Annotated in this window: 15 protein-coding genes; all 15 read right to left on the reverse strand. The window is 51.7% G+C overall.

The genetic code is table 11. The features are described 5' to 3' along the window. Positions 1-13: 13 nt before the first annotated feature. The 15 genes from MKY59_RS18130 to metH all read right to left on the reverse strand — a co-directional run bounded on the left by MKY59_RS18130 (position 14) and on the right by metH (position 18,196). A complete protein-coding gene (locus MKY59_RS18130; RefSeq protein ID WP_339272902.1) occupies positions 14-2,083 on the reverse strand; it encodes a hypothetical protein in 2,070 nt (689 codons plus the stop codon). Then, positions 2,073-3,899 carry an ATPase, T2SS/T4P/T4SS family gene (locus MKY59_RS18135; RefSeq protein ID WP_339272904.1) on the reverse strand — a complete coding sequence of 609 codons (1,827 nt, stop codon included), beginning with the start codon at positions 3,897-3,899 and terminating at the stop codon, positions 2,073-2,075. Before MKY59_RS18135 ends, MKY59_RS18130 begins: the two co-directional genes overlap by 11 nt. Before the next feature lie 5 nt (positions 3,900-3,904). Next, a complete protein-coding gene (locus MKY59_RS18140) occupies positions 3,905-4,735 on the reverse strand; it encodes a hypothetical protein (RefSeq protein ID WP_339272906.1) in 831 nt (276 codons plus the stop codon). Continuing rightward, positions 4,732-5,445, reverse strand: coding sequence for a hypothetical protein (locus MKY59_RS18145; protein ID WP_339272909.1), 714 nt, complete (start codon positions 5,443-5,445; stop codon positions 4,732-4,734). The genes MKY59_RS18140 and MKY59_RS18145 overlap by 4 nt, the downstream gene beginning before the upstream one ends. A 71-nt stretch (positions 5,446-5,516) precedes the next feature. Continuing rightward, positions 5,517-6,512 carry an SAF domain-containing protein gene (locus MKY59_RS18150; protein ID WP_339272910.1) on the reverse strand — a complete coding sequence of 332 codons (996 nt, stop codon included), beginning with the start codon at positions 6,510-6,512 and terminating at the stop codon, positions 5,517-5,519. A gap of 118 nt (positions 6,513-6,630) precedes the next feature. Next, entirely contained in the window at positions 6,631-8,100 is a 1,470-nt protein-coding gene (locus MKY59_RS18155) for a serine/threonine-protein kinase (RefSeq protein ID WP_339272911.1), read from the reverse strand. A 244-nt stretch (positions 8,101-8,344) separates the two neighbouring features. Beyond that, positions 8,345-9,400, reverse strand: coding sequence for an SAM-dependent methyltransferase (locus tag MKY59_RS18160; RefSeq protein ID WP_339272913.1), 1,056 nt, complete (start codon positions 9,398-9,400; stop codon positions 8,345-8,347). Between the two features lie 6 nt (positions 9,401-9,406). After that, positions 9,407-10,180 carry an ATP-binding cassette domain-containing protein gene (locus MKY59_RS18165; protein ID WP_236412916.1) on the reverse strand — a complete coding sequence of 258 codons (774 nt, stop codon included), beginning with the start codon at positions 10,178-10,180 and terminating at the stop codon, positions 9,407-9,409. A 2-nt stretch (positions 10,181-10,182) separates the two neighbouring features. Further along, positions 10,183-10,500 (reverse strand): thioredoxin family protein, encoded by a 318-nt coding sequence (locus MKY59_RS18170; RefSeq protein WP_236412203.1) that lies wholly within the window; start codon positions 10,498-10,500, stop codon positions 10,183-10,185. Then, positions 10,497-10,838 carry a cyclic-phosphate processing receiver domain-containing protein gene (locus tag MKY59_RS18175; RefSeq protein ID WP_236412202.1) on the reverse strand — a complete coding sequence of 114 codons (342 nt, stop codon included), beginning with the start codon at positions 10,836-10,838 and terminating at the stop codon, positions 10,497-10,499. The genes MKY59_RS18170 and MKY59_RS18175 overlap by 4 nt, the downstream gene beginning before the upstream one ends. Before the next feature lie 22 nt (positions 10,839-10,860). Continuing rightward, the gene (locus tag MKY59_RS18180) at positions 10,861-11,709 is read right to left on the reverse strand and encodes a deoxyribonuclease IV (RefSeq protein ID WP_339278433.1); all 849 of its coding nucleotides are present in this window, start codon (positions 11,707-11,709) and stop codon (positions 10,861-10,863) included. Next, the gene (gene mutM, locus MKY59_RS18185; RefSeq protein ID WP_236412201.1) at positions 11,699-12,520 is read right to left on the reverse strand and encodes a bifunctional DNA-formamidopyrimidine glycosylase/DNA-(apurinic or apyrimidinic site) lyase; all 822 of its coding nucleotides are present in this window, start codon (positions 12,518-12,520) and stop codon (positions 11,699-11,701) included. The genes MKY59_RS18180 and mutM overlap by 11 nt, the downstream gene beginning before the upstream one ends. Positions 12,521-12,527: 7 nt before the next feature. Continuing rightward, positions 12,528-13,337 (reverse strand): TIGR01457 family HAD-type hydrolase, encoded by an 810-nt coding sequence (locus MKY59_RS18190; RefSeq protein ID WP_339272918.1) that lies wholly within the window; start codon positions 13,335-13,337, stop codon positions 12,528-12,530. A 393-nt stretch (positions 13,338-13,730) separates the two neighbouring features. Further along, positions 13,731-14,675 (reverse strand): ribonuclease Z, encoded by a 945-nt coding sequence (gene rnz / locus MKY59_RS18195; protein ID WP_339272920.1) that lies wholly within the window; start codon positions 14,673-14,675, stop codon positions 13,731-13,733. 80 nt (positions 14,676-14,755) lie between these two features. Further along, entirely contained in the window at positions 14,756-18,196 is a 3,441-nt protein-coding gene (metH, locus tag MKY59_RS18200; RefSeq protein WP_236412195.1) for a methionine synthase, read from the reverse strand. Positions 18,197-18,233: the final 37 nt, after the last annotated feature.

Here is an 18,233-nt window from a genome sequence, read left to right on the forward strand (position 1 = left end):
TAAGTTGTATGATTTATAATTGTTGGATTTGTTCGTAATACATGTTCATCTGCAGGAAGCTCATGCCAACAAGCGGGACGACCAAGTAGAGAAAGACCAGTGCATACATAGGCGCAAACCCGATCATTTTTCCCCATGCAGCCTTGGCATCGACCATTTTGGCGTACTCCTGCTTGCGTTGTTCAAAATAAAAAGACATCATGCTATCCAGATCATCAAATGCTTCCTGGATCGAAATTTTGCCCAGCGCAAGCTGCAGCTTGTCCACAAGGCGTTGAAACTCCGGGAGCCGCGCATCCGCCTTTAAATGTTCAAGGGCATCCTCCGGCCCATGTTCGAAATGAAGCAGGCACTTTTGCAAAGGGCGTTTGAAAATGACGGCAAACCGGTTAAGCCACTCCAGAATCTCTTCCACCGACATCCGCTCCATGTCGCGCAAAATTGAGATGACCGTCTGGAACTGGTAAATTTCATGCAGCATGTCCATGCCGCGCATTTTGCGCTGAAACAGCATCAGCCATATGGGCAAATAATACCCGGACGTGCCGATCAGAAAAGCAATGAGCAGTTCCCACCACTGCAAATATTGACGTTGAAGCTTCTCCCATTTTTGCGTGATCCGGGCAACCGTTTCATTCTGCACCTCGTCCTTAAGCTTCCGGGAACTAACGCGCTCTAGCGCTTGGACGATTTCGTCATGAGTCGCATTCCCTGCTTTGGAGACCTGCTGCAGCACAGCCCGGTCCAGATCCGCCGTATCCTGGGCTTGTTTCAATTCATCTGCGGACATGGCTCCGAACATTCGGTCATCCCGGACAGGCGCATATAAAATATGGTTCCGTTCCACCTGGTGAAGCGCAGCAATGCAACAAAGAGAGAATAGAAAGCATCCTACAAAGAGGACAAACCTTCGAATAGCCAACCATTCATACTTGAGCTCCGAGCTGCTCTCTCTCATCAAACGTACGGATTGGCCGTACTTGATGCTGCCGGGTTTGGCTGCAAGCAGAAATGAGCATTTTCGAATAAAAGGCTGCTTGTAAAGGATTCGCTCCCATACGGTATTGCTGCGCCCTGCCCGAAAACGCGTTTCATCGTACTGTTGCAGGCGCTGCAGCAGTAAATAGGCAGCAATAATCACCACATAGATGGATATCTTGGTTACGAACCCCAGCTTGCTTCCGTAAAACTCATCCATCGAAGGAAAGCTGCTTCTGGCCCAACGCTCGATCGGCGCCGTAAACAGTACCGGGGCAAGCGCAATGATATTGAGCCCTTTCAACAGGTAATCCAGCTTGTCCCTGCGCAAAATTTCCAAGTGGATTTCCTGCGTGAGGTTGCCGAGCCCCTTCAGATAGATGGAGCCGTGCGCCCTGTCCTTATCCCCGAATTCCATGACCAAGTAGGACATGCCCGCAAATCCTTTCAAAAAACGGTTAGGAGCAACCTCATAATACCTTTCCAGCGCCTCGTTCGGATCCGGTGAAGTCAATGCCTCGTAGATGAGCATGACTTGCTGCGCGGCTTCCCCTTTACCTGTTTCCGCTGCCTCGTATAGCGCTTCTTCGATCATGCCGTGCTGGTGATAACGATGACGCACTTCGGCAAACACATCCAGCATCTGCATCAACAAACGTTTCTCCAAGCGATTTAGCCACATATCCAAGACCAGGCTGTTCAACACAACCGCGCACAGAACAACCAATAACAAAAAGCTCCATCCAGGTTGAACCATCAACAGAACGATACCGACTAAACTGAAGCTTCCTGCGACGATGAGCACGATCCCCATCGTCGTTTTTCTCAGCGCCATTTCATCTCCGACATGGCGGAACGAAATCCTCTTTTTGACCTGCAGAACGTATGCAGACCATAACGGCAGTTTCATGCTCCAACGATAGCTCTGCAATAAGAACGATCTCCAACCGGCAAGCCGCCGGCTTCCTGGTATGGAAAATACGGTTTGCCGTCTGGTTGCTGCAACACCTCCTTTATGGCGGAGAATCGCTAGAATCAGCATGACAACCGCCAGACCTACAGCACAGCATGCAAGCAGCAATAACAGGATCGATTTAAACGGCATGGGTATCCCCCCAATATTTGATCAGAAACCGCTCGAACCGGTCTGCATCCTGCATCGTCATTTGATCCCGCATATCGGACATGCTTTCAGCAGTTAAAGGCGCAGCCGCAACATAACTTCCGTCCCGATACTCGACCACGTTGCGGAACGAAAACCCTACCCGCTCTTCAACGCTCTCGATCTGCCCGGAACGCGGCAGGCATTCGGTGATTCGCTCGATGTATCTGCGTCCCTCCGCATCTTTTTTCATGTGCACGTCGAAATTGATCACGCTGACGACCTGCTCTTCGGCAATATGTTCATGTTGAAACATCCCTGTTTTGAGCAGTGAATTGCGCAGGGAAAACACAAGATCCCTGAACGTTTTGGCATGGTGAGTGAACAGCGTGAACAGACTGGCGACTTGAGACATTTGAATCATCCAGGCAGCTACTTCGTCACTCGCTACTTCGCCCAAAATATTCACGGTTCCGTCCGTCTTTTTCTGTAAATCGAGACCTTCCTGACCGGAAATTTGCTCGGTTTCGCGAAAGCTCAATATGTTGCGCCGGCTATAAATACGTCTCAGCTGCAGCTCGAAGGCCATCTCTTGCACACGCAAGGTATACGATGGATAAATGTGTTTCACCATGGCCATAAGGAGCGTTGTTTTCCCCGAACCCTGAGCTCCGGTCACAGCGGTAATCCGGCTTCCTTTCATCAAATAACACAACAGCATGATGGGCAGCTCCGCATTTTCGCCAGTGACAAGCTGCTCCAGCGAAGCATTCGGAATATCGAACTTCCGTACGAAAAAGGCCCACGATTCCGCAAACGGAGGACGAACGACAACAACGCGCGAACCGTCTTTCATCTCGTTCACTTTATATCCGTTCGCCTCGGACAACTGTCCAGGGTAGTTGTATTTGTAAATGTTCTGGCATACCCTTTTCAGTTCACGGACGCTGCCAAAGGACAGAAACGACAGGTGGATCGATCTCCCCTTGTAAAAAATCCAAACGCTCTCCGCTGCGCTTAAAGGCTCTTTCGCTTCATCCACAAACGATGTATCCTGTATCAGATCATTCCACGATGCAGGTAACCGACTTCCTTGATCCTGCGTATCCAATATGCCGCTGACTCCGCCGCTCACGCCATCAATGCGTTGGTCACGAATCTCGTCAACAATCGAAAACCCTTTGTAGTGTTGATAGATTCGCTGCACGACGATATCTCTTTTTTCATGAAATTCTAGCCTGCGGTATTCGCAATCGAAAACGTAATGGATGTCTTCCTCCGAAATGTAGTAGCTCCCCCCGTTCTCCCCTTCTGCCTCCATTCGCAATTTCCCAAGATCATACGTTTCGATCAGCCGGGAAAGAGCATCCACCCCGAATTGCTGTTTGTACAAAAAAAACACGATTTCAAAGCGATCCTGAACCGTTAACAGCTCCTGATCTTCAAATGGAATGACTTCATCAATGGTGGTCTTGTTCAATCCAAGAGTCCGCGTGAGCAGATCGCCGATGAGTCTTTTAACATAAAGTTTGTCGCTCAGGCTGCCGGAGACACAGCCTTTCAGCGCTTTCCGCATCTCGGCACGCTGGTTGATTCTCCGCTGATACTCCTCTTCATGCAAGCCGGCGTCGGCCAACTGGCTGTGACTTAACTCATGCAGCGAATGTTTTACTTTCTCCGTCAAACCTTCGATGGTTAGCGATTCGTGATTATGATCTTTCCGTTCTTGTTGTTCACGATCAAGCTTCCTGTATTTCGCCCCAAAAAATAGGATGATTCCAAGCAGCATTACGCCGATTAATGTACCATTCACCCCCATGAAGGTCAGGCTCCCCTTTCAAGCCTTTTCAAGATCGTGCGCATTCCTGCGCCGTCCATGATCAGGCGAGCGAATTCAGCCATATGCTTGCTGAAACTGTCTTTCCCTTTTCCTTCATTGCCACCCCACCCGTGCAATTGCAGAAAGCTCCCCACATCGCGCCGGTTGGCTGCATCAAGGTACCCCGTTGTGTACGGGATCGCCGACATCGTCCCCTTATATCGGAAACGACGACGAATGTTCGCTAGCGTTGCTCGGGCATGCGGGTCATACTTGCCAATTACCAAATGCATTTTTCGGTCTTTCATACAAAAAGGCATTTCTCCTTCAAAAAACTGTTCAAGCTCCCTCATGTTCTGCGTCAAATGAACGACCACGAACTCAGCGCGCTGCAGAAGAAGACTTGCATCTCTCCCTTCCTGACCCGCCTCTACGATGACCAGATCATAGTATTCGTTCGCGGCATTCAGCAGCGAGTTCAGCGGTTCAGCCTGCCCTTTATGCAATCGCTCCATATTGTTCATGGAACCGGTCAGCAAGTCCAAGCGGTCTTTGATCAGCGGTTTGGCATGATCCTTGACGTTATGTTTGGTCAATGCGCCGCTGGCATGCAGCCGCTCGATGGCATCCCATCCCCCTTCGTCAAAACGGTGAAGCGAGTCTGCTTCATACTCTTGAATCGGAGGAAGCAACGCCTCCACTCCGCTGCCCGCCTGTCCTGAATTCACCAGTAAAATTCTTACTCTGTACTGCAAACCCATAGCATACGCGCCAATCAATGAGCTGGAGGTGCAGCCGCTTCCGGCAAACGGACTCCAAAACGCTACCGTACTCATGCCCTCATCCTTTCTGCTTCTTTCATCGCCTTGCGGCTCTGAACCGGTTCCCAGCCTGTCAGCTGCTCGATCAGGCGGCGAAGCGATTTTTTGTAGTTTCGAGAAAGTGGGCCCAGCCGTATTCGGCGATGATGCTCATTTTCCAATTTGACTGCCGCAATCAGTTCATCCCAGGGCAGCACCAGAGATTCTGCAGTCCACTCAAACGGGCCTCTATCAAGATATGTCCATAAATATTGAACATCCAGTTTGCAATCCACCGCATTGATCAAAATCCGTTGAAACGAAAGATTGCCCGGCAAGTCCTGTTCCTCCAGCAAATGCTCCAGCCAGCCCTTGCTACGCTCGAGATTATAACGCTCGTAATCGCAGACCCAGAGACGGATCTCGGCTTGCAGCCATAAATCTCTGGAAGCGAAATGGGAGCTTTCCACGTCATAAACGATGTAATCATAAGCGTCAATCCCTTCGCCGCTTGCTTCGAGATGGCCCTCAACCGCTGCGGACGTAACGAATTGGCAAGCGACGTCGAATCCTTCAAACTCAGTAATGCGAAGCGAGTGATTGCCTTCACCCACGCTATACATGTATTTCTGTTGAAGCGTACCATCTACAAGCAAAACCCTTTTACCGGACGCCGCCAAAATTTTGCACAAGTACAACATCAGATCCGTTTTCTCGCACAATCCCGCAAAAATCCATGCATGCAATTGAACCCCTCCTAAACAATCGCGTTGTTATAAGAATCATTAATAGAATACATCGCTTGTTTTTCTGTGTCTCATTGCCCGCCAGTCAGCACCCGTTGTTGTTGTTCCTCAGCACTGCCGCTGTCCGCCGGTTGGTCAAACACGCTTCCTGGATCAACGTTCGCGGACTGATCCGTTCGTTCGCCAGCGCCTGGACGGTTATTGTACGAAACAGAGGATTGCGCCACATCCTGTTCAACGCTCCGCGAAGGCGCGGCAGCAGAGATTGCAAGCGAGCTTTCCAATGAGCTGCGCACTTGGCGCACCAGTTCCTGCTCGGCCCGCCTGACGATATTCGGATCGCTCTCCAGCAATTTCAACACCTCCTGATTCGCTGGATACGTCGGTATGGCCGCAGTTTGAAACTGGGGTTCCACATAGGTAAGGGCGTAGATTGAAGCTTTATGTAAGTAGGCATCCACGATCGCACTGGATAGCGACAAGATCTCTTCTTCCGTCATCGTAATCCATAATGTAGAGGCATTGAGGCGCTCCACCTTCTTTTTCGACAATAGAATGTAGTCCTGGCCTGTCGGAAACTGGATCCGAACATCAATGATATCACCCTGGGCCAACGACGAAGGCAGCAGAACAACTTGAAGCTCCCGGTTCCTTAAATCCGGAGGAGCAGGCGTATCTTCGTAAACCATTTCCGTCGTAATGGCTGTTCCTTTTTTAAGCTCGATCTTGGCTCGCTGATCTTCGGGTTGTTTGCTGCTGGACCACAAATTGCGCGGTGCCTGTGCGTCGGGAACGGCAAAAAGCTTAATGTCTTCCGCGAGAATCGGCTCCCCCGCTTCAATATCCCGCACGGTCACCCATGCCTGCGCCCCCGACTCCCATTGCTGGAGAAGCTCGGCTTCTTTTTGCTCGAAGGCTGCTGTAAACTTCGCTTCGATCTCCGCTTTGGTGTCGTTTAGCGTAATGAGGCTGTAAATCACGTATCCCCCAAACAGCAGGCCTGCTGCACCCGCACCAATCAAGCCAGCATAAATCCGTTGTCGGCTTTGCTTTCGTAATTTGGACAAAAAAGGCTCTCCTTTCCCTTAATTGCATGTTCTGCTTTGGAATTGATCGTCATTTCTTGATGATCTCAGCTTGCTTCACCACACTTCATCCTGTAAGCCTTACCATCATATACACGGCTCATTTCTTTCTGGTAAACCACGAACGCTTCGCCGGCGTATGCCCTGTCAGATGATGCAATAATTGCCCAAGCACCTTATCCATGTGCGGATCCTTGTCAAAAGGATCTGTTTGCAACGGAAGGCTGTATACGCGTTCCGTATCCAGTGATTTGCGAATTCGCTGCACTGCATCCGAAGCGGCCAATGGCAGGCAATAGGTCCACTTGTCCCGCGGGAAACGATGATGCGAGCGAATCAAAGCTCCAATCTCGGCTTGCCTCCACTCCGCGCCTGAACCTACAACGATGGGCAGGTCGGCTCTTAGAAATTCCTCCAGCCGCTGCTGATCCTGACCACTGCCCAAATCCATGACGATAAACTGGTAGCTGCCCCCAAGCAAAGACAAAATATCTGCCCTTCCGGATTGCTTCCAGTAGTGGACACCGTTGACCACAAAATTCCGGCCTGCAGCAGGCGGCTTGCCGCCATGGGCAATTTGCTGGATACGGCTAAACGACTGCGAACGCGGAGACATTTCAATAATGGCTACCTTGCCGTTGTTCCGCTCCAAATAATGGCTTATCGCTATGGATGTATGCGTTACGCCTACACCGGCGGCCGTTCCCATCAGAGCGATGACACGGGTACCGCCATTCATCGTTACCGATACATTTCCTGAAAGCGGAGTACTCCCGGGTCTTCGCAAAATTTCTGCACGCACTTCGCCGGCCGATTGAAAGCGTTCCTGGGGTTCCTGGCGCAGCAACCTTCGCACAACAGGAATGTACATGCGCGGAACGTCGCCTCGTACACAAGCCTCTACCCCATGAATCCACTCCGTATAAGCACCGCATGTCAAGAGATACAGCATTAGTGCTCCAAGTCCGTATAGGTCTGAACGGGCATCCGTTTGTCCCGATCCGTATTGTTCCGGAGCGGCAAACCCGGCAGTTCCCAGCTTGATCGTATCCTGATTTTGAAGCGTCTTATAGCTTCGAGCAATGCCGAAATCAATCAACCTCACTTCCTGCTCCGGCGTGATCATGATGTTGGACGGCTTCATATCCCGGTAAATAATGGGCGGATCGAGATGATGCAAATATTCCAACACATCGAGCAACTGAAGCACAAATTCGGTCACTTGCTCCATCGGGATTTTACCGCCGCATTGTTTGAAATATTCAGCCAGCGTCATGCCTTCGATTCGCTCCATGACCAGGTAAGCATACCCTTGTTCATCCGGGGCAAAGAAGTCGACAATCTGCGGAAGCCTCGGATGTCGAAGGGAAATGAGCAGGGCCGCCTCCGTGTCCATGGTGCTCTCATATGGCAGGCTCATCACGCTTTCCTTAACGGCCCACGTTTTGCCGGGAAGCTTCAAATCCTCGGCTTCGTACACACGGCTCATGCCGCCTGTGCCTAGAACCGAAACGATGCGGTATCTGTCGCCAAGCAGTCTTCCTGGCACCAATCCGGCCGAATGTTTCACTGTCAATCCCTCCTTTCTCGCACGACAAAAAGGGAAAGCACTCCAAAGCCGCACTACCGAAACATCGGTAGCTCTGACTCTGGGATGCTTTCCCTTTAAACGTCATGGTTAATATTGGTATCATTATAGTACAGGCCGGTGTTGGTTGTAAAGTACAAAATCCGTTTCAGATCATGTCATACACAGTACGCCCGATTTTTCCATCCATTGCTGGTAAAGCAATCTGTTTCAGGAAGCGAGTCTGTTAATATTTAATCATGTAAAGCGTGATCTCTTCACGATTATGGAACAACTGCTTTGAGCGTTGAATTTGCAAGCGAGAGCGTTCAAAGGTGTCGATGACTTCCTTGATGAGGGCCAGCGGCTTTTTGTGAAGCAGCTTGACCGTAACGATCGCGGTCCCCCCGGACTGAAGGCTGTACATCAGATCGGAAACAAGCCTGCTCATCAGCTTCGGACTCCAGCTCATATCACATACCAGCAGATCGAATTCGCCTTCCTTAAACTTCACGTCACCCGCATTTTTTTTCAAAAACGTAAGCTTGGGCGATTGCAGCAGACCCGCATCCATCTTGGCCGGATCCACAGCGGTAACCTCAAGGCCGCGTTCCAACAGAAACGATGTCCAACCTCCTGGCGCGGCTCCGATGTCCAGCGCTTTGCGAAAAGATCTGAAGTCGATGCCAAAGGTCTGCTCCGCTTCCAACAGTTTGAATTTGGCCCGCGAAATCTGACCCTCTTCCTTCTGAAAACGGATGGCTCCTCCATTCCAGTCCGACAAATTTTGTTCCGGTTTCGAAATTCCCGCGTACAAGGTTTCCTCAGCAGCGAAAACGGATACGATGTAATCTGCTTCGCGAACAACCCATTCGCAGCCCAGATCCTCCAATTTGTCGGTGAGGTATTGCTTCAGCGACGCAGCGTTTTCGTGCCAGAACGCACCTTCGGTTTTGCGCACCTGCAACGCCACGCGTAAGCCGCCCAGCTCTTGATGATTCGTTATAAAAGCAAGCAAGCGTTCCAGCGCTTGTTCGGAATCGGCTGCATTTTCCTGAAATTGCACCGGTTGAATATGACGCAGAAACGTCGGATCCTCCGCCTGCAGCATACTGGCAACTTGTTCTTCCGCAACAGGCAAGCCGGCAAGCAACACCTCGCCGGGCACAAGCACCGTGCTCTTGACCGCTCCGAACGTTCGGCGCAATTCTTCCTGCGCGTAGGGCGCAAAGCCATGATTGGCCGTGCAAATAAAACGGGAGAAGTTGCCTTCCTCCCAAGGTGACTGTGACTGTGTACTCAAAATGTGTTACCCTCCAGAACGTACGCGAATCCAAGGCCGTCCTTCCACCCATTGGATGTCGACCGGAATGTCGTACGTAAGCTTAATGGTTTCTTGCGTCAAAACATCATGTTTCGGACCTGCCGCGGCAATGCGGCCATCGCGAACAAGAGCGACATGCGTAAATAAAGGCATGATTTCCTCAATATGATGCGTGACATAAATAACGGTCATGTCCCGCTGGCGCAGCCGGTCGATTTCGGCCAGCATTTTTTCGCGTTCATACAGATCAAGCCCCGCACAGGGCTCGTCCATGATCAGCAGTTTGGGATCGGCCATGAGCGAACGCGCCAGCATCACCTTTTTCCGTTCCCCCTGGGACAATGTACCGAGCGGTTGATCGGCGAGTTTGCCAAAGTCCATTTCTTCTAACAGCTGCCGCGCTTTGTTTTGAACCTCGTCCGGAATCGCCTGATAAAAACGCAGAAATGCGTAGGCCCCGGTAGCCACAACTTCCCAGACAGGATCTCGCAAAGTCAGCTTTTCGATCAGCGTCTGGCTGATGTAGCCGATCTGCTTGCGCACTTCCCGCACATCGCATTGCCCGTACCGGTTGCCCAATACGTCGATGCGTCCCTGGCTTGGGAACATGTACCCCGTCATCAGCTCCAGCAGCGTTGTTTTCCCGGAACCGTTGCGTCCCAGGATCACCCAATGCTCGCCTTCCTGAACATGCAGCTGCACATGGTCCAAAATTTGACGTTCCTCTCTCCGGAGGGAAACGTCTTGCATCTGAATGATACTCATCCCAGCACCACCTTTCGAATTTCGCCGAGAAGATGTTGGGTTGAATTCATTCGATAAACCATTGTTGGCCTTTCTTGCTCACCGTCAAACAGCATAAGTGCCGGCACGCTGGATATTTGATACTTCTGCACCAACTCGGGAATATCGTTGATATTCATCTCGACCAACACATCCTCCGGCAGCAAATGCTCGGCAACCTCCAGCATGCGCCGGGCAGCGGCACACGTGCCGCATAGCGGAGTATGGATGAAGACTGCTTGTGGCAATCCTTCCCATACGTTGCGCAAAAGCATTTTTTGCGTGATCGGCTTCATCGGGAACCCGCTCCCGCGGCAATGCGAAGCATAACCTCACCTGTCATTGGTCCGTTGTGCATAATGACTTCTGCCGGCTTGTTTGAGTAAAGGATTTCATACATTTGACGTTTGCCAAACATGCTCGAGGTATGCAAATAAATCTCGCGCGGATAGAGGCCTTCTCTTACGATCGCTGCAGCGACATCGCCACCGTTCGGGGAATCGGGACCCAGCTCATAATCGAGCGACAATATATCTACTTCGCATTCCCTGAGCAGCATCAGGCATTCCTCCGCGTTTTTTGCGAGCACAAAGCCTTTCGGACATGCCCGATAGTCATCCAAAAATACATGCATGGTATCTCTCCTCTCCCCGCTTTTATTGCCAGGAACGCATTAACGCGATGTCTTCGCGGTGCGTTCCGTCTTTGCCCGTCTCCGTTTCCATGACAACGACGGCTTTTCCGAACTCGGGAGACGCCAGCAGCGCCTTCATTCCATCACTTCCGATGCGACCGGCGCCAATTCGGGCATGTCTGTCCTTGCATGAGCCGGATGCAAATTTTGAATCGTTGAAATGTACGGCCGCCAAGGCATCCCAATAGCCAAGCTTTCTTCCTTTTTCTAACATGGCCTGCTCTTCCCCCTCAGACCACATGCCTGAAGCAAAAGCATGGCAGGTATCAAAGCAAAAAGCAATATGTTCAGGGTGGCTGCATAGTTTGCGAATCTGCACCATCTCTTCCATCGTTGTTCCCATAGGTCCATGATCGCCTGCTTGATTTTCGAGCAGCACCTTTGCCTTCCCGTCCCATTGCTCCAGAACCATGTCAAGGGTCTGTATAATATGCTGATAACCCACCAAAGGGTCGTCGCTTTTCATATGGCCAAAATGAACCACCGTACCCACGGAGCCGCAAGCATCTGCGATCTCCAGGTCATTGCGAATCGAAGCGATCACCGCATGATATCCCGCCTCTCCACGGGACATGCCCAAAGCAGGATTAGTAGGATAAGGCGAGTGGGCGATGGACGCCAATCCGTACTCCATGCAATAGTCCCGGCATTGCCGGGCATCTATGGCATCCAGAGCCTTAAGCGAGAGACTGCGGGGGTTTTTCGGAAAGTACTGAAATGCCGTTGCCCCCTGTGCGTGAGCCCGCTTGGCCGCCTGGACAAATCCGCCTTTGGTGCTGACGTGCGCGCCGATGCCGCTGTTAGGCGTCATGCTGGCAATCCGGACAGAAAAATGCCTTCTTGCCCGTGATTTCCACACGTTCGATCGTTCCCCCACAACGCGGGCACGCTTCGCCTTCGCGATCGTACACCCTGCATTGGTCATCAAAATTTCCTGTCTTCAAGTCGCCTTGCATCAGCGGCATTTCAATATATCCGCCTTCGCTGGCTGCCTCGCGCAATACCGATTGCATGGCATGATATAGACGTTCGCTCAGTTCCGGAGAAGCGGCAATATTTTGGGTTTTGGACCCGGGTCTTAAGCCCGCAGCAAACGCAATTTCATCCGAATAACAGTTGCCGATGCCCGCAATGATATGTTGATTGACCAGCGTTGTTTTGAGCGTGCCCCGACGCCCCTTGAGCAGCGCGGCAAACCGTTCTGCGTTCATGCGGCGGTCCAGCGGCTCGGGTCCTAACTCAGACATCGCTTCTTCGGTTTCCTTCGAAGTCAACAGATGCAAATACCCCAACCGCAGACCGATAAAGAATAAAATTTGTTCACCGAAATGAAGCTCTACTTGGGTCGTGCGGTCTGGTCGATCGTCCTCGGTTCCCCAATAAAGCAATCCGCCCAGCATCAAGTGCAGTACGAGGCGCTTTCCGTTGGAAAGGTGGAAAATAAGATGCTTCGCCCGACGCTCCACAAAAATGATGCGATTGCCCACCAGCTGCTGTGCAAACTCATCCGGCGTTTTGTTAATGGATTTTTCGCGGTTAACCGCTACGTTCGTAATCGGTTTATCCAGTATGTGATCGGACAATAGCGTCCGGTAGTTTTCCATTTCCGGCAATTCCGGCATCGTACATCTACTCCTTCGTCGTTGGATGGCCGACTTGCTCAGACAGCCACTCGATCAAATTGTTCAAATCTTCAAACACATGGTCTGGACGTACCTTTGCGGCATTGATGTGGCTATCCATGTTGTCGCGTGTCGTCACTCCTGTCAACACCAACAACGTTTCACAGCCAGCTGCGGCGCCTGCACCAATGTCGGTACGCATATTGTCCCCGATGACCGCGACTTCTTCCGGATTCAGGTTCAAACGTTGGATGGCCGACTTCATGATGATGCTGGACGGTTTGCCAATAACGGTAGGTCGGATGTCGGTCGCCGCTTCAATGGCCGCGCCAAGCGTTCCCGCTCCCGGCGTAAGCCCGTCGTCCGAAGGAAGCTGCAGATCAGGGTTCGTCAATATGAATTCCGCACCTGCATTGATCCACCGAAGCGCCTGCGTCAATTTGACGTAATTGAAATCACGGTCAATCCCCTGGATCAGGTAATCAGGATCGTGATCCGTTAAAGTCAATCCAGCATCCTGAATCGCCTGCAGCAGCCCTTCTTCTCCGATGCAAGCGACTCGCGCGCCAGGCGCAATTCCTGCTACGTATTCTGCCGCGGCAACCGCCGAAGTACACACTTGTTCAGCTTCAGCCGGAATGCCCATCCCTTTCAAATGTTCCGCCACGCCTTGAGGCGTACGCGACGAGTTGTTTGTGACAAACAAATAAGGCACCTTTTGCTCATTCAAAAAATGAATTAACCGATCTGCTCCCTCGATTCGATGTTTTCCGTGATAAAGCGTACCATCCAAGTCAATCAAAAAAGCTTTAATCACTCAGACACTTCCTTTCTTCATGGCATGAACCATTAGGAAAGCATTGCTGGAAGCCCAAATTGCAGAACAGTTCCACAAATGGTTGGCTTCCAAACAATACTGTCCGGCGATACTATGTATAGAGACAAAAAGGAAACGCCCGCTTCGCAGCACGCAACACGTCGAACTTGATCGAAGATAGACGTCTGCCTTCGCGCGCCTTCTGTACAAGCTTGTCATTTCCTGCGCTTTCCCGGAAAATAATTCGGTTCATTTCCTCATGCTCAATGCCCATCCTACACCGTTTACCAACAGATTGCAAAAGGGACTGCGGGAAATGCTTCCCCAGTCCCGAGCCATAATAGGCTTTCCTAATCAACGCCCGTCTGCAGATGCCCAACCATCCATTCATATTCAACCTTTTGGGGCTGGACCCGAATGAGCAATCGGCATAAGCTGGTGTTCCACGGCAAGACGGGTATTCGGAAATATTTCCTGAGCCTCCTGCAGCAGGGGCTGCAGCTGCTCCTCATCCTTATAGCGTGAGCTGAAGTGCGTCAAAATGAGCTGCCCCGCATTCGCCGCCATTGCCGCTTCGGCCGCTTGCCTAGCCGTGCTATGATAATACTCGTGCGCCGTATCCGCCAGCTCATGGGTAAACGTCGCTTCATGAACGAGCACATCCGCATGCTGCGCAAGCGGCAGTACCCCTTCGCACGGGCGTGTATCTCCCAGGATCGTTACTATCTTGCCGGGTTTCGGAGTGCCGAGCACGTCTTGCGGAGCAATCGTCCGACCGTCATCCAGCGTAATGGATTCGCCTCGCTTCAAGCGGCCGAACAAAGGCCCTGGTTTCAAACCGTACTCCGCCATTTTCGACGGGTCAAGACTGCCTGGACGATCCTTCTCGGTCACCCGGTAGCCGTAACTGTCGATGCGGTGCTCCAAAAGGCCGGCTTCCACTACAAAACTCTCGTCTTCGAAAATAATTCCACCCGTATGTTCAACGATAAGAAGCTCATAATTCAGTCGGGACTGGCTTAGCTCCAGCGTTGTCGCAATCATGCGTTCCGTCCCTGGAGGACCGTATACGGTAAGCAGCGTCGTGCCCCCTTGATATGCCCTGCTGGAAAGCAGGCCCGGCAACCCGAATACATGATCGCCATGCAGATGGGTGATGAATATTTTCTCCAGTTTGCTCAGTTTGAGCGGAGAGCTCAAAATCTGATGCTGCGTTCCTTCCCCGCAGTCAAACAACCACAATGCCTTGCGTTCATCGAGCAAACGAAGCCCAATAGAGGTCACATTGCGCTGCAGCGAAGGTACACCAGCGTTAGTTCCCAGGAAATATAGTTCCACTCCGGATTGCACCTCTTTCTGTTGCCAGCAAAAAGCCTCCGACGATGCGGAGGTCTTTGCATGACCATTGCTCTTTATTGTTATGCTTTATCCACGTTAAAATACTTCGCTTGCGGGTGGCTGAATACCATCGCCGAAACGGAAGCTTCGGGCTCCATCATGAAGCCTTCTGTCAGCTGTACGCCGATATCTTCGGGACGCATCAGTTTGAACAACGGCTCCTGATCTTCCAGGTCCGGACAAGCAGGATATCCGAAAGACACCCGAATGCCCTGATAGCGCGCCCCGTGGCGCTGCTTCATCGTCATTTCTTGAGGATCCGGGAAGCCCCATATATCCCTCATCATATGATGCACGCGTTCTGCGAGTCCCTCCGCTACTTCCAGCGCTACCGACTGCAGCGCATGTGAACGAAGGTAGTCCCCTTGTTCTTTCCAGGTGGTGGAGAGCTCACGCACACCGTGTCCAGCCGTCACCACAAGGAATCCGACGTAATCCATAATACCGGACTCTACCGGCTTGAGGAAGTCGGACAAGCACAGGAACGGATCGACCTTTTGCCGCGGGAACGTAAAAGTATGCAATATTTGGCTTGTATCCTTCGGATCATACACGATAATGCTGTTTCCGCTCGATTGTGCCGGGAAAAATTGATACATGGCATGTGCCTGAATAATGCCGTCGCGAATCGCGTCGTTCATGATGCCATCCACGACCGCTTTAAGATCGGTTGCTTTGGGGTCACCCGCAGCGAGCAATTGCTCTACCGAACCACGAAGCCCCAAATGATGTCCGAGCAGCATCTGCATGTTGACGTAAGGCAGGATGTGCGAAATAGGGTAGTTCCGCAGCACGTGCCGTTCCAAATCAGGCGGCACAAGCACCGGGTTATCGATCGCGATGTCGGACCGTTCCACGCGAGTAAGCTCTGGCATCGACTTCACGTTGTCCGCGTTGGCTGCATCAGCCTCTTTTTCCGCGTCCATCTCCAGCTGCATCTGCGCGCGGGTTTCCGGATTCATCAGCTTGTTCGCCAGATCCAGCCCGTCCATGGCATCCTTGGCATACACGACCATGCCGTCGTACTCCGGACGGATACGCGTTTTGGTGAATTTGCGAGTCAGTGCCGCCCCGCCGACCATAATAGGAACGTCCACTCCTGCCGTGCGCAAATCCTGAGCGGTTACGATCATCTGCTGCGCTGATTTTACGAGCAGTCCGGACAAACCGATCGCATCCGCTTTTTCCTTGCGATAAGCCTCAATGATCCGTTCAGGTGGTACTTTTATACCCAAATTGATGATCTGGTAACCATTGTTGGAGAGAATGATTTCCACGAGGTTTTTTCCAATGTCATGCACGTCACCTTTAACGGTGGCGAGAATGATTTTCCCTTTGACCGATGATTCGTTTTTCTCCATGAACTGCTCCAGATGGGCAACGGATGCCTTCATGACTTCGGCGCTCTGCAGCACCTCGGCAACAATCAGCTCATTGTTGTTGAACAGCCGCCCCACTTCCTCCATGCCCGCCATCAACGGCCCGTTAATGACTTCCAGCGCGGAGTATTTGGTCAACGCTTCATTGAGGTCGGGAATAAGTCCTTCCTTACTGCCTTCGACCACATAAGAAGCAAGCCGTTCTTCCAACGAAAGGTTCGAGATTTTCTCTTTTTTCTCTACCTTTTTGTTGCGGAAAGCAGCAACGAATGCAGCCAGCGTTTCGTCGTTCGTGTTATAGAGCAGCTCTTCGGACAATCTGCGCTCTTCCTCCGGAATAGAGGCATAGCGCTCCAGCTTCTCCGTATTTACGATCGCATAATCAAGTCCCGCCTTGGTACACTCGTACAGAAACACGGAGTTCAGCACTTCGCGGCCTGCCTCCGGCAAACCAAACGAGATGTTACTGATTCCGAGAATTGTGTGACATTCCGGCATGGCTTCTTTGATCAGACGAATGCCTTCGATCGTTTCCTTGGCCGAGCCGATATATTGCTCATCCCCCGTACCGACAGGGAAAACAAGCGTATCAAAAATCAGGTCTTCCGGCTGCAGGCCGTACTTTCTTACGAGCAAATCATAGGAGCGCTTGGCCACGTCAAGCTTGTCCTCTCTGCTGATCGCCTGGCCTCGCTCATCGATCGTACCTACAACGACGGCTCCGCCGTACTTGTGCAGCAAAGGCGTGACAAGCTCGAATTTTTCTTCGCCATCCTCAAGGTTAATGGAGTTAATAATCGCTTTGCCTTGAGAATATTGCAATGCAAGATCGATGACCTTTGCATCGGTCGTATCGATCATCAGGGGGACCTTGACCTTTTTGACGACGAGCTCAAGGAACTTGATCATGTCCTCGCTTTCCTCGCGGTCAGGGTCCTGTACGCAAATGTCGACAATATGCGCCCCGTTCTTCACCTGTGCACGCGCAATTTCCGAAGCCTCTTCATACTTCCCTTCGACAATAAGGCGTTTGAATTTGCGTGATCCGAGCACGTTGGTCCGCTCTCCCACCATATATGGGCGATTGTCCTGCTCGATGTATACCGGATCAATGCCGGATAACGCCGGCGGATGTGTTCCGTTCAGTTCTCTTGGGGGGTACTTTGCCAGGGTATCGCGCATCGCCCTGATATGTGCAGGCGTCGTGCCGCAGCATCCGCCCGCGATGTTCAGCCAGCCTTGCTCGGCAAAGGCACCGATCTTCTGGGCAAGCGATTCCGGCGATTCATGATAGTTCCCATTCTCATCCGGCAAACCCGCGTTGGGATAACAGCTGACGGCGGCCGAGGCCATGCTCGAAAGCGAACGAATATGGTCACGCATGAACTCGGGTCCTGTCGCGCAGTTTAACCCCACCGAAATCGGGTTAAGGTGTTCCAGAGAGATATAGAACGATTCGATGTTTTGACCTGCCAAAGTGGTGCCCATCGGCTCAATCGTGCCCGAGATCATCAACGGCAATTTGACGCCCGTCTGTTCGAAGGCTTGTTGAATGCCGATGCTCCCTGCTTTTACGTTGAGCGTATCCTGTGAAGTTTCGAGCAGTAACGCATCAACGCCGCCCTCGATTAAAGCGACGGCCTGTTCGAAATAACTGTCAACCAGTTCCTGGAAGGTCACTCCGCCCGTAACCGACAGCGTTTTGGTCGTTGGGCCCATTGCACCCACGACGTAGCGCGGATGGTCAGGCGTAGAGTAGCGGTCGGCGGCAGCTTTCGCGATCTTGGCCGCAGCCAGATTGATTTCGCGCGCGCGATCCTGTATTTCATATTCAGCCAGTACAACCGAAGTCGCACCAAACGTGTTGGTTTCTATTAAATCGGCACCGGCTTCCAAATAATCTTCGTGAATCCGCTGAATGAGATCCGGGCGTGTTAACACGAGCATCTCATTGCATCCATCCAGCTCTTCGCCGCCAAAATCTGCGCCGGTAAGTTCAACTTGCTGGATCATGGTCCCCATTGCACCGTCGAGGATTAATATTCGTTGTTTTAATGCATCGTGTAGACTAAGCTTATCCAATATGGTCACCCCCGCAAAACGTTAAATCTTAGTTTAA

It is taken from the genome of Paenibacillus sp. FSL W8-0426 (assembly GCF_037969725.1).
Taxonomy (GTDB): Bacteria; Bacillota; Bacilli; order Paenibacillales; family Paenibacillaceae; genus Paenibacillus; species Paenibacillus hubeiensis.